18 protein-coding genes are annotated in these 20,686 nt (G+C 69.6%); 9 read left to right on the top strand and 9 right to left on the bottom strand.

From position 1 onward, the window contains the following. Positions 1-73 precede the first annotated feature (73 nt). Both C1707_RS23795 and C1707_RS23800 read right to left on the bottom strand, forming a co-directional pair. Positions 74-481 carry a VOC family protein gene (locus C1707_RS23795; protein ID WP_101713703.1) on the bottom strand — a complete coding sequence of 136 codons (408 nt, stop codon included), beginning with the start codon at positions 479-481 and terminating at the stop codon, positions 74-76. Between the two features lie 95 nt (positions 482-576). After that, a complete protein-coding gene (locus tag C1707_RS23800) occupies positions 577-1,131 on the bottom strand; it encodes a sugar O-acetyltransferase (protein ID WP_276310645.1) in 555 nt (184 codons plus the stop codon). 186 nt (positions 1,132-1,317) lie between these two features. On the opposite strand from C1707_RS23800, the gene C1707_RS23805 reads away from it, so the two are divergent. After that, positions 1,318-4,371, top strand: coding sequence for a DUF3857 domain-containing protein (locus C1707_RS23805; protein WP_164467447.1), 3,054 nt, complete (start codon positions 1,318-1,320; stop codon positions 4,369-4,371). On the opposite strand, the gene C1707_RS23810 is transcribed toward C1707_RS23805, so the two are convergent. Next, positions 4,372-5,253 (bottom strand): LysR family transcriptional regulator, encoded by an 882-nt coding sequence (locus tag C1707_RS23810; RefSeq protein ID WP_101713701.1) that lies wholly within the window; start codon positions 5,251-5,253, stop codon positions 4,372-4,374. Between the two features lie 130 nt (positions 5,254-5,383). Between C1707_RS23810 and C1707_RS23815 the strand changes: the two genes are divergently transcribed. Further along, a complete protein-coding gene (locus tag C1707_RS23815) occupies positions 5,384-6,580 on the top strand; it encodes an MFS transporter (RefSeq protein ID WP_101713700.1) in 1,197 nt (398 codons plus the stop codon). Between the two features lie 170 nt (positions 6,581-6,750). Here C1707_RS23815 and C1707_RS23820 read toward each other — a convergent pair whose 3' ends face one another. Beyond that, positions 6,751-7,680 (bottom strand): Gfo/Idh/MocA family protein, encoded by a 930-nt coding sequence (locus C1707_RS23820; protein ID WP_101713699.1) that lies wholly within the window; start codon positions 7,678-7,680, stop codon positions 6,751-6,753. Between the two features lie 101 nt (positions 7,681-7,781). Between C1707_RS23820 and C1707_RS23825 the strand changes: the two genes are divergently transcribed. Beyond that, complete coding sequence (locus tag C1707_RS23825; protein WP_101713698.1) at positions 7,782-8,807, top strand: NADP-dependent oxidoreductase; 1,026 nt, start codon at positions 7,782-7,784, stop codon at positions 8,805-8,807. Positions 8,808-9,009: 202 nt separating this feature from the next. On the opposite strand, the gene C1707_RS26890 is transcribed toward C1707_RS23825, so the two are convergent. Then, positions 9,010-9,216 (bottom strand): hypothetical protein, encoded by a 207-nt coding sequence (locus tag C1707_RS26890; protein WP_240633807.1) that lies wholly within the window; start codon positions 9,214-9,216, stop codon positions 9,010-9,012. 428 nt (positions 9,217-9,644) lie between these two features. Here C1707_RS26890 and mdoH point away from each other — a divergent pair, with 428 nt between their 5' ends. Both mdoH and C1707_RS23845 read left to right on the top strand, forming a co-directional pair. Next, positions 9,645-11,639, top strand: coding sequence for a glucans biosynthesis glucosyltransferase MdoH (gene mdoH, locus C1707_RS23840; protein WP_101713732.1), 1,995 nt, complete (start codon positions 9,645-9,647; stop codon positions 11,637-11,639). A 167-nt stretch (positions 11,640-11,806) separates the two neighbouring features. Beyond that, positions 11,807-12,709 carry a cobalamin biosynthesis protein CbiG gene (locus C1707_RS23845; RefSeq protein WP_101713695.1) on the top strand — a complete coding sequence of 301 codons (903 nt, stop codon included), beginning with the start codon at positions 11,807-11,809 and terminating at the stop codon, positions 12,707-12,709. 114 nt (positions 12,710-12,823) lie between these two features. On the opposite strand, the gene C1707_RS23850 is transcribed toward C1707_RS23845, so the two are convergent. Further along, the gene (locus tag C1707_RS23850) at positions 12,824-14,191 is read right to left on the bottom strand and encodes an MATE family efflux transporter (RefSeq protein ID WP_101713694.1); all 1,368 of its coding nucleotides are present in this window, start codon (positions 14,189-14,191) and stop codon (positions 12,824-12,826) included. A 145-nt stretch (positions 14,192-14,336) separates the two neighbouring features. Between C1707_RS23850 and C1707_RS23855 the strand changes: the two genes are divergently transcribed. After that, positions 14,337-15,347, top strand: a complete 1,011-nt coding sequence (locus tag C1707_RS23855; protein ID WP_101713693.1) for an SDR family oxidoreductase — start codon at positions 14,337-14,339, stop codon at positions 15,345-15,347. A gap of 55 nt (positions 15,348-15,402) precedes the next feature. Here the strand turns inward: C1707_RS23855 and C1707_RS23860 are convergent, their stop codons facing one another. Then, positions 15,403-15,966, bottom strand: a complete 564-nt coding sequence (locus tag C1707_RS23860) for a nucleoside 2-deoxyribosyltransferase (protein WP_101713692.1) — start codon at positions 15,964-15,966, stop codon at positions 15,403-15,405. Between the two features lie 77 nt (positions 15,967-16,043). On the opposite strand from C1707_RS23860, the gene C1707_RS23865 reads away from it, so the two are divergent. Continuing rightward, positions 16,044-16,856 (top strand): CAP domain-containing protein, encoded by an 813-nt coding sequence (locus tag C1707_RS23865; RefSeq protein ID WP_101713691.1) that lies wholly within the window; start codon positions 16,044-16,046, stop codon positions 16,854-16,856. A 269-nt stretch (positions 16,857-17,125) separates the two neighbouring features. Here the strand turns inward: C1707_RS23865 and ilvC are convergent, their stop codons facing one another. Then, complete coding sequence (gene ilvC, locus C1707_RS23870) at positions 17,126-18,145, bottom strand: ketol-acid reductoisomerase (protein ID WP_101713690.1); 1,020 nt, start codon at positions 18,143-18,145, stop codon at positions 17,126-17,128. A gap of 329 nt (positions 18,146-18,474) precedes the next feature. Between ilvC and C1707_RS23875 the strand changes: the two genes are divergently transcribed. Next, positions 18,475-18,999 (top strand): inclusion body family protein, encoded by a 525-nt coding sequence (locus tag C1707_RS23875; RefSeq protein WP_058346533.1) that lies wholly within the window; start codon positions 18,475-18,477, stop codon positions 18,997-18,999. Between the two features lie 74 nt (positions 19,000-19,073). On the opposite strand, the gene C1707_RS23880 is transcribed toward C1707_RS23875, so the two are convergent. Next, complete coding sequence (locus C1707_RS23880) at positions 19,074-19,997, bottom strand: RcnB family protein (RefSeq protein ID WP_101713689.1); 924 nt, start codon at positions 19,995-19,997, stop codon at positions 19,074-19,076. Positions 19,998-20,101: 104 nt separating this feature from the next. Here C1707_RS23880 and C1707_RS23885 point away from each other — a divergent pair, with 104 nt between their 5' ends. After that, positions 20,102-20,656: a DUF924 family protein gene (locus tag C1707_RS23885; protein ID WP_101713688.1), complete on the top strand. Its 555-nt coding sequence runs from the start codon at positions 20,102-20,104 to the stop codon at positions 20,654-20,656. The last annotated feature ends 30 nt before the right edge of the window (positions 20,657-20,686 follow it).

Below are 20,686 nucleotides of genomic sequence, written 5' to 3' on the forward strand. Positions count from 1 at the left end.
CCTTGAAACGAGACGGCGGCTATAGGCGTAACTGCGACTGAGTTTCAATCCTGAAATACTGTCCGGCAGGCGATCAGCCGCCCTGCCCCATGGCCGCCATGTCCATGTACATCAGCTCCCAGACGTGGCCGTCGGGATCCTGGAAGCTGGCGCCGTACATCGGGCCCATGTCCATGATCGGCTTCCAGGCCTTGCCGCCGTTTGCCAGCGCCTTGGCCAGCAGGTCGTCGACCTCCTGGCGGCTTTCGGCCGACAGGCAGGTCAGCACCTCGGTGGCGGCGTGGGCGTCGCCGATCTCGCCGGTGATGAACTGGCGGAACTTGTCGTGCGTCAGCAGCATCACGAAGATGGTCTCGGACACCACCACGCAGGCGGCGGTCTCGTCGCTGAACTGCGGATTGATCGAGAAGCCCAGGGCCTCGAAGAAGGCCTTGGACCGGTCGAGGTCGGCGACCGGCAGGTTGACGAAGATCATGCGCATGGTGGCGGCTCCCTGGTTTTGGTTGTCGGGCCAAGGACGCGGGACCAGACCCCGTCCCGACACCCTGCCCGAACTTTTTGTCGGGACTTTCCTCGTCAGCTCTTCACGCGGGCCGGATTACCGACCGCCGTCGCGCCGGCCGGCACGTCGCGGGTGACCACCGCCCCGGCCCCGATCACCGCGCCGTCGCCGATGGTGACGCCCGGGACGATGATGGCTCCGCCGCCGATCCAGACATCCTTGCCGATGACCACGGGCCGGCCGAACTCCAGCCCCGTCTTGCGGGTCTCGGCGTCGCGCGGATGGTCGGCGGCGAAGATCTTCACGTGCGGGCCGATCATCGTCCGGTCGCCGATGCTGACGGCCACCACGTCGAGGATCACGCAGCCGAAGTTCATGAACACTCCGTCGCCCAGGGTGATGTTGTAGCCGTAGTCGCAGTGGAACGGCGCGCGGATGTTGGCGCCGGGGCCGACGCTCGCGAACAGTTCGGCGAGCAGGGCGTGGCGCTGGGCGATCGTCTGGCCGGCGGCGTTGTAGCGTTCCATCCAGGCCAGGGTCTGTTCCTGGTCGGCGACGATCTCGGCGTCCATCGGATCATAGAGGTCGCCGGCCAGCATGCGCTCTTTCTGGGTGCGGTTGTCGGTCAAGGCGGCCTCCGAATACGAAACGATTTCCGGGGCATGGACCGGCCGGGGCCTGCAAACAATGAAAAAGCGGGCAAGGTCGCCCCGGGCTTTCTCACCCAACGGGAAACTTCGTCCGCCAACCGCAGCCGCAAGTTGCTCGGCCGGCTAGCTTGGCTATTGTCCGCGCTCAGTACCAAGGGGGCTTTCATGAGAGTTTGGAGCATCGCCGCGGCGATCCTGGCCGCGGCCGGGAGCGCGCAAGCCGGGTCGCGCACGGTCCTTTACGGCCCGGCGCCGTCGTGGGTCGCCCCGCCGCCGGCCCCCACCGGAACCGCCGCCCCCGAAGGCGCGGCGGTGCAGGTGCTCTACACCGACACCCAGACCCGCATCGGCGCCGACGGCGACGAGTTCTACACCGCCTATCGGATGAAGATCCTCAAGCCCGAGGCCCTCTCCATCGGCAACGTCTCGGCGGTGTGGAACCCCAGCTCCGACGACCTGAAGGTCCACAAGCTGCGCATCCTGCGCGACGGGCGCGAGATCGACATCCTGGCCAAGACCAAGTTCACCGTGCTCCAGCGCGAGAACAGCCTGGAGATGTCGACGCTGTCTGGCGACCTCACCGCCACGCTGCAGGCCCCTGGTCTGCAGGTGGGCGACGAGGTGGAGTTCGCCGCCACCACCAAGCGCCGCGACCCGACGCTCGGCGAGCACTCGCAGGGCGGCATGGCCCTGCCGGCCACCGAGATGGCCGGCGCCTACCGGATGCGGCTGACCTGGCCCAAGGGCCGGAACCTGGCCTGGCGCGCCACGACCGACCTCGGCGCCGTCAAGCCCGTCGAACGGGGCGACGACTATGTGCTCGATGTCGAGATGCGCGACCTCAAGAGCGCCATCGCCACCGATGGCGCGCCCCTGCGCTACAACCTGCGCCGCCTGGTGCAATTCAGCGGCTTCGCCGACTGGACCGACGTCTCGCACCTGATGCTGCCGTTGTACGAGGAGGCGTCGGTTCTGGCGCCCAGCTCGCCGATCAAGGCCGAGGCGGCCCGCATCGCCGCGACCACCGCCGATCCCCTGGCCCGCGCCACCGCGGCCCTGGCCCTGGTCCAGGAGCGCATCCGCTACGTCTTCGTCGGACTGGACGACGGCGCCTATCGCCCCGCCGCCGCCGACGAAACCTGGAAACGCCGGTTCGGCGACTGCAAGGGCAAGACCGCTCTGCTGCTGGCGCTGCTGCGCGAACTGGGCGTGCCGGCCGAGGCGGTGCTGGTCAATTCCGAGGGCGGCGACGGCATCAACGAGCGCCTGCCCATCGCGGCGGCCTTCGACCACGTGCTCGTCCGCGCCGTCATCGGCGGCCGGACCTACTGGCTGGACGGCACGCGCATGGGCGACAGCGACCTGAACCGCCTGCCCGAGCCGACTTTCCGCTGGGCCCTGCCCCTGCGCGCGGGCGAGGTCAAGCTGGAGCCGGTGGCCGCCGTCCCGCCGGTGCTGGCCGACGGCGCGATGGCGCTGACCATCGACATCTCGCGCGGCGTGGACAAGCCGGCCCGCGTCAGCGGCGAGCAGATCTTCCGCGGCGACGCGGCCTTCGGCTTCAAGACCGGCCTGTCGCAGCTGACCAAGGACGACGCCGAACGCAAGCTGAAGGCCTACTGGGCGCAGTCCTACACCTGGGTCGACCCCGAGACCGTCGCCTGGCGCTATGACGAGAAGCAGAACATGGCCACCCTGACCTTCGAGGGAGAAGGCGAGATGGAGTGGGAGGGCGACGCCAAGGACGGCCGCTACTACTACCTCAATATCGTCGGCTTCGCCGCGCCGGCGCCGATGCGCCGCCCGCGCGAGCAGGACCAGACCGCGCCCTGGCTGACCGACTTCCCCAGCTATGACCGCTGGAGCGTCACCGTTCGCCTGCCGCCGGAGACGGACGGCTGGAAGTGGGGCTACGCCATGGAGCCCATCGACGCGCTGATCGGCGGCGTGGCCTATCAACGCCAGATCCACATGTCCGACGGCGTGCTGCGGGCCGTCACCAGCCGCCGCACCCTGGCGCCCGAGATCAGCGCCGAAGAGGCCAAGCTGGTCGGCAAGCAGGCCGCCAAGTTCGACGACCAGGTGCCGCGGATCTACCAGTACAAGGCCGAGGGCAAGGAAGAGGCCAAGTCCCCCTGGCCGGCCGCGATCGCCAAGGCGACCGACGGCTCGACCCTGGTCGGCATCGGCGACTACCTGGCCGCCACCGGCGACGACGCCAACGCCATGCTCGCCTATGACCGCGCCCTGGCGGTCAGCCCAGGTTTCCGCATGGCGGTGCGCGGCAAGGCCGAGACGCTTCGCCGCCAGAGCGGCGACGCCAAGGCCCTGGCCTACATGGACGCCACTCTGAAGCAGGACGACGATCCCGGCCTGGCCCTAAAGCGCGGCGCCCTGCTGATCCGCGGCGGCAAGACCGAGCAAGGCCAGGCGGCCATCGAGGCGGTCTACGCGGCCAACGCCGACGACGCCGAAACCTTGGGCGCCTATTCCGACGTCATGTTCGGCCTCAAGCGCTATGACCGCGCCCTGGTCGGCGCAGACGCCGCCATCAAGCTGGAGCCCGGAAAGGCGAGCCTGCACCGCCGGCGCGGCGCGGTTCTCGGGGAACTTGGCCGCAACACCGAGGCCCTGGCCGAGTTCGACGCGTCCCTGCGCCTGGAGCCGACGGAACCGGTCAACCTGTACGGCCGCGCCGAAGCGCTACGGCGCCTGGGCCGCGTGGACGAAGCCCTGGCCGATCTCGACGAGGCCGACCGGATGTCGCCGCTGCAATCGAGCGCGCGCGGCATGAGGGAGCGTCTGCTGCGCCTGTCGGGGCGCGGCGCGGAAGCCGCCGCGCTCTACGATACGCAGATCGCCAGCGACACCGACGGCAGCGCCTACAACAACCGCTGCTGGTCGCTCGCCCTGGCCAACATCGAGCTTGGCAAGGCCGAGGCCGACTGCGCCGAAGCGGTCAAGCGCTCGCCCAAGGCCTCGGGTTTCTGGGACAGCTACGCCCTGGTGGCCCTGCGCGACGGCCGCCTGGACGAGGCCGTGCGCCGCTACGACCAGGCCCTGAAGATAGAGGCCAAGCAGTCGAGTTCGCTGTACGGCCGGGGGCTGACCAAGCTGCGCAAGGGCGACGAGGCCGGCGGCCGCGGCGACATCGCCGCCGCCCAGGCGCTGAACCCGTACGCCGGCGACGAAATGGCCGAGGCCGGCCTCAAGCCCTGATCACCCTTCGCCCAGCCGCTGCGCCAAGGCCGCCACGAACAGGCGGACCTTGGCCGGCGCCTGGCGCGCCGTCGGATAGACCGCCCAGATCGACCACCCCGGCAGGGCGGCGTCTTCCAGAGGCAGCTCGACCAAGCGTCCGTCGGCGACCTCGTCGCGCACGTCCCAGGCCGACAGCGGCGTGATCCCCGCCCCGCCCAAGCAGGCCTGGTGCAGCCCTTCGACGCCGCTGGCCGTGAACCGCCCGGCCACTTTCTGCTGCACCGGCTTGCCGCCGGAGGCGACGAAGGCCCAGTGGGTCGCGCCGCTCATCGCCAGGCAGTCGTGCTCGGCGAGGTCGGCGAGTTTGCTCGGAACGCCGCGCCGCTCCAGATAGTCCGGCGCGGCGTAGAGGGCGCGCGGGTTGTCGGCCAGCCGCCGGGCGACCAGCGAGTTGTCGCGCAGCGGCGCGATGCGGATGGCCAGGTCGATGCCGCCGGCGACGATGTCGACGACGCTGTCGGTCAGCAAGAGGTCGACCGACACCTCGGGATTGACGTGCATGAACGCGGCGACGGCCGGGGCCACCACCTTGCGGCCGAAGGCGGCCGACGCCGTGATCCGCAGCAGGCCCGAGGCGCCGGCGTCGGACGGCCGGATCGCCGCGCGGGCGGCGGCCTCACCCTCCAGCATGGCCAGGGCGTGCGGCAGGAAGGCCTCGCCCTCGCTGGTCAGCGACAGGGCGCGCGTAGTGCGATGGACGAGGCGCGCTCCGACTTCCTGCTCCAGCGCCGCCATGCGCCGCGAGGCGGCCATGGCCGTGATGCCCAGGCGTCGCGCCGCCCCGGCCAGGCTGCCGGCCCGCGCGGCCTCCACGAAGACGCCGACGTCGGCGAGGTCCATTCTATCGAATTCCGTTATGCCAGCTTACCGCAAGCCCATACTATAATCATCAGCGGGATGCTCTATATAGCTCGGCGACTGCCACGGAACGCCGCCCCCTCCCCCTTCGTCGGGCGGCCTGGAGCCGATCATGAGCGCCGCCGCCCGCCCTGCCCCCAAGCTCGCCGAAGCCTCGCCCGCCCTGGGCCGGGGCCTGACTTTCGCCATGGCCGCCGCCGCCGGCCTGGCCGTGGCCAACATCTACTACAACCAGCCGATGCTGGGCCTGATCGAGCGCGACCTGCCCGGCCCGCTGACGGCCTTCGTGCCGACCGCGACCCAGCTGGGCTACGCCGCCGGCCTCTTCCTGCTGACGCCGCTGGGCGACCGCATGGAGCGCAAGAGCCTGATCGTCGCGCAGTTCCTGGTGCTGGCCTTGGCCCTGGTCGCCGCCGCCGTCGCGCCGAGCGCCGCCCTGCTGCTGCTGGCCTCGCTGCTGGTCGGAGCCGGAGCCACCGTGGCCCAGCAGATCGTGCCCTTCGCCGCTCACCTGTCCGCCCCCGAAAAGCGCGGTGCGACGGTGGGGACGGTGATGTCGGGCCTGCTGTGCGGCATCCTGCTGTCGCGCACCCTGGCCGGGTTCGTCGCCACCCACGGCGGCTGGCGGGCGATGTTCTGGCTGGGCGCGCCGATCGCGCTCGCCGCCGCCGCGCTGATGGCGCTGGCCCTGCCGCGCAGCAAGCCGGATACCGACCTCACCTATGCCGACCTGCTGGGCTCGCTGGGCAAGCTGTGGCGCGAGTTCCCGGAACTTCGCCTGGCGGCCCTGACCCAGGCCAGCCTGTTCGCCGCCTTCACCGCCTTCTGGACGATCCTGGCCCTGCAGCTGCAGCAGCGCTTCTCTCTGGGCGCCGACGTCGCCGGCCTGTTCGGGATCGTGGGCGTGGTGGGCGTGCTGGCCGCCCCCATCGCCGGCCGGATCGCCGACAAGCGCGGCCCGCACCTGACCATCGCGCTCGGCGCGGTGCTGACCCTGGCCTCGTGGATCCTGTTCGGGACCTGGGTGTCGATCGCGGGCCTGCTGGTCGGCGTGGTGCTGCTGGACTTCGCGGTGCAGGGCGCGCTGGTCTCGAACCAGCACCTGGTCTACGCCTTGCGCCCCGAGGCGCGGGCGCGGCTGAACACCCTCTTCATGGGCGGCATGTTCCTAGGCGGCGCGGCCGGCTCGGCCGCGGCGGCGGCGGCCTGGAACCTGGGCGGCTGGAGCAGCGTGGCCCTGATGGGCGCGGGCCTGGCGGCGATCGCCACGGTGCTGCAGATGTCCAGCCTGAAGCGGCGGCGAGGCTGAGCTTCGGCTAGCGCTCGTCATCCCGGAAACGGCGAAGCCGTTATCCGGGACCTAGGGGACGGGGTGGGGAATCTGCCGCCGCACCATCGCCGCAGTCGACGCGATACGGCCGCCCCTGGGTCCCGGCTCTACGCTACGCGCTTCGGCCGGGATGACGACAAGTATAGATCTCAATCCGTCGAGTGCTCGACCGCCAGGGCGAGATCCAGCGCCCGGGCGGCTTCCTCGCCGGTGACCACCGGACGGGGCGCCTCGCCGCGCACGGCCTTGAGGAAGCCGGCCACGCTCTGGCCCAGCGGATCCTTGCCGGCCGGGGTCTCGGTGAAGTCCTCGATCAGCGGGAACTGCGTGGTGTTGCGGAAGGTGCGGGCCAGGAAGTCGATCTCGACCTCGCCCGACGGGAAGACGACCTTCATCGTCCGCTCGCGAGCTTCGGCCACGCGCGAGCTGTCGAACACCGCCGTGAAGCCGTTGGCGAAGGTCGCCTCGACCTTCACCCAGTCCAGGCCGTAGCCGCGATCGGCCTCGCCCTCGCCTTCCACGGCCACCGGATCGGCGGCGCAAAGGGCCAGCGCCAGGTCGATGTCGTGGATCATCAGGTCAAGCACCACCGAGACGTCAAGGTTGCGATCCGACGGCGTGCCGCGACGCACGGCTTCCAGGCGGATCGGCTGTTCGGGGATGTCGAGCAGCCCCATGGCCTGGAACACCACGCGCTCCTGGTGGCCACAGGCCAGCGGCACGCCGGCCTTGGCGGCGGCGGCGATCAGGGCGTCGGCGTCTTCGGGCGACACGGCCAGCGGCTTTTCGGAATAGACCGGCTTGCCCGCCTTCAGCGCCGCCAGCGCCGCCTTGGCGTGGTGCACGGCCGGGGTGGCGACGGTGACCACGTCGACGGCCGCCAGGAAGGCGTCCATGTCGTCATAGGCCTTGGCGCCCAGCGGGCCGGCCAGGGCTTCGGCGCGAGAAAGATCGATGTCGAACACGGCGACGAGTTCGACGCCCGGCAGCTCGACATACTTCTTGGCGTGATAGCCGCCGAACACGCCGGCGCCGACGATACCAGCTTTCAGAACTTGCACTTGCGCTTCTTGGGTCATGGCTCGTCTCTAGCCGCTTCGACCGCTTGCGAAAAGCTTTGGCAGCGGGCGCGCGCCAGGGCTAAACATTCGTTTGAACGAGAACACAAAGGGAGGTCGCCATGACCACGTCGCGTGAGATCCGCCTCAAGAGCCGTCCCGTCGGCGTGCCGACCACCGAGAACTTCGAACTGGCCAGTGTCGAGCTGCCCCCGCCCGGCGACGGCGAGATCCAGGTGAAGAACCTCTGGATGTCGGTCGACCCCTACATGCGCGGCCGCATGACCGACCGGAAGAGCTACGTGCCGCCGTTCGAATTGGGCAAGGCGCTGCAGGGCGGGGCTGTCGGCGAGGTGACGGCCTCCAACGATCCGGACTTCAAGGTCGGCGACATCGTCAGCTCGATGTTCGGTTGGCGCGAGGCCTACAACGCCAATCCCAAGGCCCTGGCGGCCGCCGGCCCGATGGGCGGGATCATGAAGCTGTCCACGCACGGCATGCCGCCCCAGGCCTTCCTGGGCGTGGCCGGCATGCCCGGCATGACCGCCTACGCCGGCCTGCTGAGGGTCGCGGCGCTGAAGGAAGGCGACATCGTCTTCGTCTCGGCCGCCGCCGGCGCGGTGGGTTCGGTCGTCTGCCAGATCGCCAAGATCAAGGGCCACACCGTCATTGGCTCGGCCGGCGGCCCCGAGAAGGTCGCCTTCCTCAAGGAGATCGGCGTCGACCACGTGATCGACTACAAGGCCACGCCCGACGTCGTCGCCGAACTGGCCAAGGTCGCCCCCAAGGGCATCGACGTCTATTTCGAGAACGTCGGCGGCGCGCACCTCGAGGCGGCCCTGAACTCGGCCCGCCCGTTCGGCCGCTTCGCCCTGTGCGGGATGATCTCGCAGTACAACGAGACCGGCCGCCCGACCGGCCCGGCCAACATCATCCAGGCGGTGGGCAAGAGCCTGCGGCTGGAGGGCTTCATCGTCTCCAACCACTACGACCTGTTCCCGGCCTTCGTCCGCGACATGGCCGACTGGATCAATTCCGGGAAGCTGACGTGGAAGGAGACCGTAGAGGAAGGCGTCGAGCGCGCGCCCGAGGCCTTCATCAAGCTGTTCTCGGGCGAGAACCTCGGGAAGATGCTGGTGAAGCTGTAGGGGCGGAAAGCCCCCTCAGTCGCTACGCGACAGCTCCCCCAGAGGGGGAGCATCTGCGGCGTAGATCCTCCCCTTCTGGGGGAGGTGGCGCGGAGGGCCGGAGGGGGGACGTTTTCAGCTTTCGAAAAGGCGGCCGATTTCGCTCCACTCCCCTCTCCGTCCGCTTCGCGGACACCTCTCCCACAGGGAGAGGACCTTCCTGCTACCGCCCCCGCATCTCCGTCAGTTCCCAGCCCTCGCCGACAGCGACCTTGCGGAACTTGAACGTCACCCGTGCGCCCGGCTCCAGCGGGGCTTCGGCCAGCACGTCGCCATAGGCCTGGAAGACGGTGCGGCCGGCGGCCAGCGGCGCGGCGCTCGCGCCGTCGTGATCGAGCGTGAGCACCTGGCCCTCGACGCTGGCGATCACGGCCTGAGTCTCATGCTGCAGCGCCGTCGAGATCGGTGGCGCGGGCTGGGCGGCGGGCGATTTCGAACCCTCGTTCTCCCCGCTCGGTCCGCAGCCGACCAGGGCCGCAACCGCGAGACACGCTAAAACCGCCTTGAATTTCATAATCTTGACCTGTCTCCAGCGGGCTCCCCGCAGCCCATCTTTGCGCATTTGCACAGTTTTTTCACCGCACCTGCGAAATGGATCACATTTTCGATAGCGATTTCGTGATCAAAGTTTTACCCTAGGTGCGTCGGCGGTTTCCTCCGCCGGACTTCGTTCAACGCCAGACCCTTGCAGAGCGCGACCGATCCCTAGCGGACCGGAGGCGTCCCGTGAAGGCGTTCGGCGCGAAATCGAAGCTCTGCATTTCGTCCGACCACGGTCGGATCACCGAGACGGACCCGATGACCGAACGCGGCGCCTTCTTCGACCTGGCCACCTCCACGCCCGTGGCCTTCGAAACCGTGATCGCCCCGCGCGACCGGGTCGAGATCCCGACCGAGGCCCCCCTGGCCATGCCGGTGCAGCCGCTGGGCTTCTGGCAGGGCGCGGCGCGCGCCGTGCGCGGCCCGGGCTCGGAAACGGTCATGCGCCGCTGGGTGATCTTCGTCGCCACGGCGATCATGGGCGCGGCAGGCTGGAAGGCCACCTTCGACACCGTCGCGCTCGGCGGCGTCACCCGCCTGGAAGCCGTCTGCCTGACCCTGCTGGCCCCGCTGTTTCTGGCGCTGGCCCTGTGGTTCGTCACCGCCGTCGCCGGCTTCGTGGTGCTGCTGCGCACGCCCAAGGATCCGCTGGGCATCGATAGCACGAAGCCGATGCCCAAGCCGCGCGCCCGCACGGCGATCCTGATGCCGGTCTACAACGAGGACGCCCAGGCGGTGTTCGCCCGCCTGCGGGCCATGGACGCCTCGATCGCCGAGACCGGCAACAGCCGCGCCTTCGATATCTTCATCATCTCCGACACCCGCGACGCGGCGGTGGCCCTGGCCGAGCAGGCCTGCTTCGCCCGCTTCCGCCGGGAGGCCTCCAGCCACGTCTTCTATCGCCGCCGCGCCGAGAACACGGGCCGCAAGGCCGGCAACGTCGCCGACTGGGTCGCCCGCTGGGGCGGCGACTACGAGCACATGCTGGTGCTCGACGCCGACAGCCTGATGACCGGCGACGCCATGGTCCGCCTGGCCGACGCCATGGAGCGTCATCCGGGCGTGGGTCTGATCCAGACCATGCCGACCATCATCAACGGCCAGACGATCTTCGCCCGCACCCTGCAGTTCGCCACCAAGCTCTACGGCCGCGTGGCCTGGACGGGCCTGGCCTGGTGGTCGGGTTCGGAAAGCTCGTTCTGGGGCCACAACGCCATCATCCGCACCAAGGCCTTCGCCCAGACCTGCGGCCTGCCCTCGCTGAACGGCCCCAAGCCCTTCGGCGGCGAGGTGATGAGCCACGACGCCCTGGAAAGCGCCCTGCTGCGCCGCGGCGGCTGGGCCGTGCACCTGGCCCCCTACCTGGAAGGCTCTTACGAGGAGAGCCCCTCCAACCTGCTCGACTTCGCCACCCGCGACCGTCGCTGGTGCCGGGGCAACGTCCAGCACGTGCCGCTGATCGGCCTGCCGGGCCTGCACTGGATGAGCCGCCTGCACCTGGTGATCGGCGTGCTCAGCTACGCCCTGTCGCCGATCTGGTTCGTGGCCCTGTCGGCCGGCGTCATCTCGCGCGCCCTGATGCCCGAGGTGAAGAAGGCCGCCTTCACGATGGCCGACCTGCAGGCCGCCGCCCACGCCCTGATCGACTGGCGCGAGATCCAGGCCACGGCCTGGGCGATGATCATCACCTTCGTGCTGCTGTTCGGTCCCAAGATCCTGGGCGCCACGCTGATCTTCATGCGCAAACACGAGCTGAAGGGCTTCGGTGGCCGTCGTCGCGTGATGGCGGGCCTCGGCGTCGAGATGCTGCTCTCGGCCCTGGTCGCCCCGATGCTGATGTTCACCCAGACCCGCGCCGTGGTCGAGATCCTGGCCGGCCGCGTCGGCGGCTGGAGCGCCCAGCGCCGCGACGCCGACAAGGTCGCCTTCAAGGAGGCCTGCGCCGCCATGGGCTGGATCAGCGCCACGGGCCTGACCCTGGCCGGCCTGTTCTGGTTCACGCCCGACCTGCTGACCGCCACCGCCCCGATCCTGGCCGGCCTGATCCTGGCCGTGCCGCTGACCATGCTGGGCGCCAGCAAGGCCGCCGGCCTGGCGCTGAAGGCCAACGGCCTGTTCATGACCCCCGACGAGCGTACGCCGCCGGCGATCGTCCGCGCCGCCCTCGGCCCGGTCTGCGAGCCGCCGGTCCGCTGGAACGTCGGCAAGGCCAAGGCCCCCGCCCTGGCGCCCGCCGAGCAGACCGCGGCCTGAAGGCCCGATCGTCGAAACCGAAAAGCCCCGCCGTCGTCGGCGGGGCTTTTTTGTTGCCCGTCGATACGGACGCGACGGAAACACGTACTCAAGCTTCGCTACGGCTGGCGGCTCGCCCTCCGGGGGAGTAGAAGCGCGCTTCGTTTGGATTTGACGGAGCCTCCGCCGTGTCGCGGCTTTTCAGCGCCTATGTGATCGTCGACTGGAGCGCGGCGGCCAAGCCGACCACCGGGGCCGACTCCGTCTGGATCGGCGTGCTCAAGCGCGACGTGCGCTTCCGCCTGACCTTCGAAAGCTACAACCCGGCCACCCGCAACGAAGCCGAGGCCAAGCTCGCCGTCATCCTCGACGACCTGAAGAAGCGCGGCGAGCGCGCGCTGGTGGGCTTCGACTTCCCGCTGGGCTTTCCGCGCGGCTTCTCCCAGGCCCTGAACCTGCCGGGCGCGACGCCCTGGCGCGCGGTCTGGGACCAGCTGAACAAGATGGTCAAGGACAAGGCCGACAACACCAACAACCGCTTCGGCGTGGGCTCGGAGATCAACCGTCGCCTAACCGGCGGGCCGTTCCCGTTCTGGGGCTGCCCGCCCAAGGACGCCCTGACGACCCTGCAGCCCAAGCGCACGCGCGAACATGGCCCGAGCGACCTGCCGGAGTTCCGCCACGCCGACGTGGCGGCGAAAGGCGCGCACTCGATCTGGAAGCTCTACTACAACGGCTCGGTCGGCGGTCAGGCGATCATGGGCATCCCGGCTGTGCGCCGCCTGAAGGACGCCCGCGACGAAACCGTGCGCGTCTGGCCGTTCGAGACCGGCTTCAAGACCCTGACCGAAGCCGACCTCGACGGCGTCGAGGCGGTCGTGGCCGAGGTCTATCCGTCGCTGATCAAGGCCGTTCCCGCCCCTGGCGAGATCAAGGACCTGGCCCAGGTGCGCGGCCTGGCCGAACATTTCGCCAAGCTCGACGAGGCCGGCAAGCTGGCCGCCCTGTTCGGGCCGCCCAAGGATGCGCCCGAGGCGCTGGTCGAGGACGTGCAGACCCAGGAAGGCTGGATCCTGGGCGCTTCGGTCTAGAGAGCCGCCTCACGGCCCTCCGGGCTACCTCCCCAAAGGGGACGATCTTGACGCTTGGATGCTCCCCCTCTGGGGGAGCTGTCGCGGAGCGACTGAGGGGGTCGCCGCGGGCGTTCAGGCCCGCCGATCCAGCATCCGGTACCGGCCCAGCAGCATCGCCGCCGCCGCGAAGCTGGTGACGATCACCGACCAGACGATGCCGTCCACGCCCAGCTTCATCGGCAGGGCCAGCCACCAGGCCAGGGGCCCCATGATCAGGGCGTAGGCGACCATGTGGGTGCCGGCGGGAACCCAGACCTCTCCCCGCGCCCGCAGCGCCTGGGCGCAGACCACCTGCACCGCGTCGGGCACCAGGAACAGGCAGGTCAGCGCCAGGGCCGGGCCGATCAGGGCGATGGCGGCCGGGTCGGCGGTGTAGGCGCCGGCAACCAGGTGACGCAGCGGATAGAGCAGCACGGCCACCACCAGGGCGAAGACGGCGGTGACGCCGAACGAGACCCAGCCAGCCCGGCTCATGCCCGCCGGATCGCGCGCGCCGTGGGCGCGGGCCACCTGCACCGCCGTGGCCGTCGCCAGGCCCAGCGGAACCATGAAGATCACCCCAGCCACGTTCAGCACCACGGCCCAGGCGGCGACGTTGAGGCCGCCCAGCCAGCCGGCCACCAGGCTCATGCCGGCGAAGGCCGAGACCTCGAACAGGTTGGAGCTGCCGGCCCCGTAGCCGACCCGGCGCTGTTCCTTCTCGGCGGCGCGATCGCGCGGCGGCTTGTCGAACACCCCCATGGCGCGGGCGTCCTTCAGGCGCCAGATCACCACCGCCAGCATGATCGTGAAGGCGGTGCGGGCGACGAAGGTGGCCCAGGCCGCGCCTACAGCGCCCATGGCCGGCAGGCCCATGACGCCGGGCACCAGCAGCAGGTTGACCGCCAGGTTAATCAGGTTGGCCACCCACATGTTGACGGTCACAAGGCCCGGCCGGCCCAGCCCCTCGAGCCAGAAGCTCAGGGCCACGCTCAGCGCATAGGGGGTCAGCGACAGCGAGAACACGATCAGCGGCGCGGTCGCGCCGTCGGCCAAGGCCTTTTCGATGCCCACGTGATGCAGCAGCGGCGGAGCGCCCAGGGCCAGCAGCACCGAGCCGGCCACGCCCAGCCAGAACGCATAGACGACGCCCCGGCGCAGCACCGCCCCGGCCTCGTGCGGCCGTCCCGCCCCCATGGCGCGCGAGCCCATCACCTGGGTCCCGACCAGCAGGCCGACGGTCACGGTGACGAACACCGAGGTCGGCGCCCAGGCCATGGCGTGGAAACCCAGCTGCCGGGCCGAGAAGTGGCCGACGACGATGGCGTCGGTCAGGCCCATGACCATGATCCCAAGGCGTGACAGCACCACTGGCCCGGCCAGGCGCAGCAGTTCGATCAGGTCGGAGACGATGACGCCGCGCGGCTTCCCGGAAGCCGGCGCGGCCGCGGGACGCGACATGGGGTGGGCCTTTCCAAACGGGGCCGGAAGGTGGCTGATGCCCATCGATTGGGCAAGGGCGCGCGCGACGTGGCCTGCGCTGGCGCTTGGAACATCGTCCCCGCCCTGCCGGTTTCCGCCGTCTCGGGGCCGCAGGGAGACCGCCATGACCGATACCGACAAGGATTTCGAAGCCGCCGGACAACGCGCCGCCAAGGCGCAGCGCGACATCCAGGCCCCGCTGGACGCCAAGGAGCAGCGCTCGTTCGATGACGAGGGCGGCGAGAACAAGAAACCCCAGGCCATGCAGGCCGGCGCGCGCCCCTACCCTGCTCCGCCGTTTCCAGAGCAGCACCAGAAGAAGCCCGGTCAGGAGCACAGGCTCGATCCCGCCCCGATGTACGACGCGCCGTTCTACAAGGGCTCGGGCAAGCTGGAGGGCAAGGTCGCGCTGATCACCGGCGCCGACAGCGGCATCGGCCGGGCCGTGGCCGTGCTGTTCGCCCGTGAAGGCGCGGACGTGGCCATCGCCTATCTCGACGAGGACCGCGACGCGGCCGAGACCAAGGCGGCCGTCGAGAACGAGGGCCGCCGCGCCATCCTGCTGCCCGGCGACGTGGCCGATCCGAAATACGCGCAGGCCGCCGTGGCGGAGACCGTGCGCAAGCTCGGCCGGCTCGACGTGCTCGTCAACAACGCCGCCTTCCAGGAGCATGTCACGACCTTCGAGGACCTGACGCCCGAGCACTTCGACCGCACGCTGAAGACCAATCTCTACGGCTACTTCCACATGGCCCAGGCGGCCGTGAAGGTCATTGCTCCCGGCGGATCGATCATCAACACCGGCTCGGTGACCGGCCTGCTGGGCAACAAGGACCTGCTGGACTATTCGCTGACCAAGGGCGGCATCCACGCCTTCACCCGGTCGCTGGCGACGCACCTCGTCGACAAGGGCATCCGGGTCAACGCCGTGGCCCCGGGGCCGGTCTGGACGCCGCTGAACCCGGCCGACAAGCTCGGGCCGCAGGTCGCCGAGTTCGGCGGCAAGACGCCGATGAAGCGCCCCGCCCAGCCCGAGGAGATCGCGCCGGCCTACGTGTTCCTGGCCTCGCCCCAGACAGCCAGCTACATCACCGGCGAGGTGCTGCCGATCATCGGCGGGTACAATGGCGGGTGAGACCCCATCCGGCCGTTTGAGGGAGCTGTCGCGGAGCGACTGAGGGGGCTCTCCCCTACTCCGCGTACAGCCGCAGCGCCTGCAGGCACATCTCCAGCCCCGTCAGGTCGTGCAGCGGTTCGGGCGTGACGATGACGAACAGCCGGCGGGCCTCGGCCCACAGCATCACGCTTTCCGGCAGGCCCAGATCCTCGACCACGCAGCCGTTCTCGTCGCGCCAGATCCCGTCCTCGCCGCGCTCGGCGCCGACCAGCACGTCGACCCGGTCGACATATTCGGCCAGGCTTTCGTCCTCGACGTTGAGGTAGGCGAAGACCGGCCTGCCCAGGCCCGCCAGCACCCCGGCCTCGAAGGCGACGCTGGCGTCGCAGGACGGGCCGCGCCAGGGGGTCAGGTTGACGATCGCCGCATCGACCTGACGCAATTGGGCCATGCGCTCCATGTAGAGTTCGCGGGCCTGGATTTCCGAGCTGAAGTCGTCTCCCGGCGCGGCCTGTCCGCCCGAAAACGGCTTGAAGCCCGCGTCCAGGCACAGGGCCTTCCGGCGCAGGTCTTGAGCTTCGGCGTCAGGGAGCCAGGCTTCGGGCCCAGCCAGCCAGAGGGAACGGACAGGTCGCATCCGGCCTTAGAGCGGACGACCGCCCCCGCCTGTCAACTGTTTGATGCCAACCGTCCTGGAGATCGAACCGTCCGCCGATGACCGCCCTGTCCCGCCGCACGGCCCTGGCCCTGGGCGCCTCCGCCCTCGCCGCCCCCCTGACCGTCCCGGCCCTGGCGCGAGCCGCCTCCGCCCAGACCTATCTCGCCTACGAGCGCCGGCTGCGTGAGCAGATGGCCGCCCGCCGGGGCGACTTCGACGCCGATTTCGAGCGCGAGCTGATCGACCAGGGCGACGCCTTCCGCGAGGCCCGCGGCCTTGCGCCCCTGCGCTTCGATCCCGGTCTGGCGCTCGCTGCCCGCGCCCACGCCGCCGACATCGCTCGCAGCCAGATCTACGATCACATGACCCGCGAGGGCTTCGGCCCGGCCGCCCGCGTGGGCCTGCTCGCCCGCGACCTCGTCGGCGCGCCGGCCGAGAACATAGCCATGCGCCGCAACGCCGCCGGCCAGGTGCGCCCCGACCAGATCATGGGCCAGTGGAAGACCAGCCCCGGCCATCGCGCCAACCTGCTGGCTCCGGGCTTCACCCACGTCGCCTACGCCGCCCTGCGCGAGGGTGCGCAAGTGATCGCCGTCGGCGTCTATGCCGAGGTCTCCGCTCGCCTGGCCGCGCCCGCCCCGCTGCGCGCCGCCAGCGTCGACGCCATCGCCGCGGCTCTCTCGCGCGCCAGCCCGCGCATCGACCAATTCTCGCTGTCGGAGCCCGGCGGCGACGTGCTGACCCAGACCTATGTCGAGCGGCCCCAGCCGGTGAACATTCCGCCCGGCGCCTGGCAGCTGCGCCCGCATCTGAGCAGCGGGACGCACAAATACCAGGTGGCCTGGGGTCCAGTGTTCGTGCTCGGCTAGGGTGTGGACTCAACCGAGCGGGATATCGGACCCAAGAAATTCAATCATTTATCACTCGCCATCCCGGAAAGCGCGAAGCGCCTATCCGGGACCCAGGGGCCGGCGCAATGCGGGTGACCCCTGGGTCCCGGCTCTACGGTCCGCTACGCGGCCCTTCGCCGGGATGACGAGCAGAATTGTTCGCGCAGTTGAGCACGGCCCCTAGGCCAAACGAAAAACGGCGGGCTCTTGCGAGCCCGCCGTCATCCGTTCAGCCGTGAGGCCGACGCTTAGTTCTTGGTGACGTCCACCAGCTTGTTCTTGGCGATCCACGGCATCATGCCGCGCAGACGCGCGCCGACTTCCTCGATCTGGTGCTCGGAAGCGCGGCGGCGGGTCGCCTTGAAGGACGGCTGGCCGACGGCGTTCTCGAGCATGAAGTCGCGGACGAACTTGCCCGACTGGATGTCTTCCAGCACGCGCTTCATCTCGGCCTTGGTCTCGGCGGTCACGACGCGCGGGCCGGTGACGTACTCGCCGTACTCGGCGGTGTTCGAGATGGAGTAGTTCATGTTGGCGATGCCGCCTTCGTAGATCAGGTCCACGATCAGCTTCAGCTCGTGCAGGCACTCGAAGTAGGCCATTTCCGGCGCGTAGCCGGCCTCGACCAGCACTTCGAAGCCGGCGCGGATCAGCTCGACCGTGCCGCCGCAGAGAACGGCCTGCTCGCCGAACAGGTCGGTTTCGCATTCCTCGCGGAAGTTGGTCTCGATGATGCCCGAGCGGCCGCCGCCGATGGCCGAGGCGTAGGCCAGGCCAAGGTCGAGGGCGTTGCCGGTGGCGTTGTGGTGCACCGCGATCAGGCAGGGCACGCCGCCGCCCTTCTGGTACTCGCCGCGGACGGTGTGGCCCGGGCCCTTCGGGGCGACCATCAGCACGTCGATGGTGTCCTTCGGCTCGATCAGGCCGAAGTGGACGTTCAGGCCGTGGGCGAACAGCAGGGCCGCGCCGTCACGGATGTTGGGGGCGATGTCGTTCTTGTAGATCGCGGCCTGATGCTCGTCGGGCGCCAGGATCATGATCAGGTCGGCCCAGGCGGCGGCGTCGGCCACCGACATGACCTTCAGGCCTTCGGCCTCGGCCTTCTTCGCCGAGGGCGAGCCCGGGCGCAGGGCGACGGCCACGTTCGGCACGCCGCTGTCACGAAGGTTGAGGGCGTGAGCGTGGCCCTGGCTGCCATAGCCTACGATGGCGATCTTCCGGTCCAGGATGCGGGCGAGGTCGGCGTCGCGGTCGTAGTAGACGCGCATGATTTCTTCTCCAGGACTGGTCAATCTGCCCGCCTCACGCAATCAGGAAGCGGGAAAGGCGGGCGTTTGAGCGTTTTTTTGCCGCCTCGTCAAGGCAGGGCGCGCCATGAGCGACGTTCGGCGACGCTTAAATAGCCCGACTGAGGCGAAAAAGCCCTCCCAAACGCGAAAGAGCCGTCTCGCGGGGGCGCCCTCACCCGCGCGCTTCGGGCGAAAGATGTGCAAAAACAACCTAAGATTTATTAATTGCTCAAATTGACTCCAGGTTGCGACCGTCGCACCTTCAACCCGCCTTGCAACCTGAAGGCGAACATTGGGAGGGCATCGAAATGAGTGAGATCATCGACATCGAGATCGTCGTCGACACGGCCAACCTGCTGGCGAGCATCAACAATCCCAGCCAGAACCCGAGCGCGCCGACCCCGATCGGCCACAACTACGCCTACATGGTCGCGCCGAACGAGTTCGTCCGCAGCGGCCAGGCCTCGGGCGACCTGTCGATCTCGGCCGACGTGGGCGACACCGTGCGCTGGCGCATGGTTTCGCAGTCGGGCAACACCAGCTACTCGGCCAACCTGCAGAACATCGTGATCTTCTCGGGCACGCAGGTGACGTCGACCACCGGCGGCAAGCTGCTGAACGTCGAGACCCCGGTGCCCGGCACCACGCCCGGCAACATCACCCTGCCGCCGACCTTCTCGGCGACGCCGCAATACGACTTCTACCTGACGGCCGACATCGTCCAGGCCGGCACGGGCAACTACAACGTCTCGTTCGCCGTGCTGCAATACCACTCCGGTTCGCTGCAGGTGCTGGGCTACTTCGTCTGGGATCCCACGATCACCGCGTCGTAAGACCCAGCGAGCGAACACGAGAAAGCCGCGCTCCCGCAAGGAAGCGCGGCTTTCGACGTTCAGGCCTTCGGCCGTTACCAGAAGAGGTCGTAGTAGACGCTCAGCACCTCGCCCGACCACACGTCGACCAGGATGGCGTCGCCGCCGACCCGCACCCATTCGCAGCCGATCGGCGGCATGGGCAGGCCGTAGCGGAACCAGTCGAGGTAGTACGAGCTCGAGTACCAGCCGCCCGGCAGATAGTCGCCGAAGCTCCAGCGGTTCACGTACCAGCCGCGCGGATAGCGGTAGGCCGGGGCGCGATAGCGCTGGGGCGCGCGGTAGCTGGGCCGCCAGCGACGTTGATCGTACTGCGGACGGCCGTTGTCGCGGTCGCGCCAGCGCTGGTCGCCGGGACGCGGGCCGGGGCGATCGCGGTCGCGATCCCCGCCCTGCCAGCTGCCGCCGGGACGGCCGCGATCGGGACCACGGTCGCCCCCACGGTCGCCTTGCCAGCCGCCGCTCGGACGGTCGGGACGCTCGCCGCCGGGGCGGTTGGGGCGATCGTTGCGGTCGGGACCGCGATCGCCGCGGTCCTGCCCGCCCTGCCAGCCGCCGCTCGGGCGATCAGGACGATCACCACGATCCGGGCGGTCGCCACGATCGGGACGCTCGCCGCCGGGGCGGTCGCCCCTGCCCTGCCAGCCGCCGCGGTCTCCGCGATCGCCACGATCGGCCTGCGGAGCCTGGGGCGCTTGCGGCGCCGGACGCGCCTCGGGCGCGGGACGCGGTTGCTGGGGCGCGGAGTCGTTCACCCGGCCGCCGCCGCCGCGCCAGCCGCCTTCCTGGCGGTCGCCGCGGTCGGCGCGCGGGCCACGGTCCGGACGGGAACCGCGATCGCCGCGGTCGCCACGCTCGTTCTGCTGCTGCATCGCCAGGACCGTCGCGGCGGAGCCGGCCTGGGCCGCCGCGCCGCCCGTCAGCGACAGGATCATCGCGACGGTGATCAGACGTTTCATCTCATGCTCCAAGGGGCCTTGCGCCGGCCCGTAGCTCATCCCTTGATCACAGTGTCGCGCTTGGCGCATGAACCGCAATTGAACGAAACCCGCAGGAGAAGGCCATGGCCGCCCGACCGCAGGACATCCTGGGCTTCTGGACCGAGGCTGGTCCCAAGAAGTGGTTCGAGAAGAACTGGGCCTTCGACGAGGCCATCCGCCTGAAATACGAACCCACCCATCACGCCGCCGCGCGCGGCGACTACGATTCCTGGATCGAGACGCCCGAGGGCTCGCTGGCCCTGATCATCGTGCTCGACCAGTTCCCCCGCAATCTCTACCGCCGCAGCGGCCACGCCTTCGCCACCGACGGCAAGGCCCGCGCGGTGGCCAGGGCCGCCATCGCCCAGGGTCACGACACCGCCGTGCCGCCCGAGCTGCGCTATTTCTTCTATCTGCCGTTCGAGCACTCCGAATCCCTGGCCGACCAGGAGCTGTGCATCGAGCTGTGCGCAGGCATGCAGGCCGACACCGGCGACGAGGACGCCATCAAGTGGGCGATCATCCACCGCGACATCATCGCCCGTTTCGGCCGTTTTCCGCATCGAAACGACGCTTTGGGCCGTGAAACCACCCCGGCCGAGCAGACTTTCCTCGATGAAGGCGGGTTCGCCGGTTAGGCGAGCTTGGCTTGCGTGCAATCGATACTG

The organism is Caulobacter flavus, from assembly GCF_003722335.1.
GTDB classification, from domain to species: Bacteria; Pseudomonadota; Alphaproteobacteria; order Caulobacterales; family Caulobacteraceae; genus Caulobacter; species Caulobacter flavus.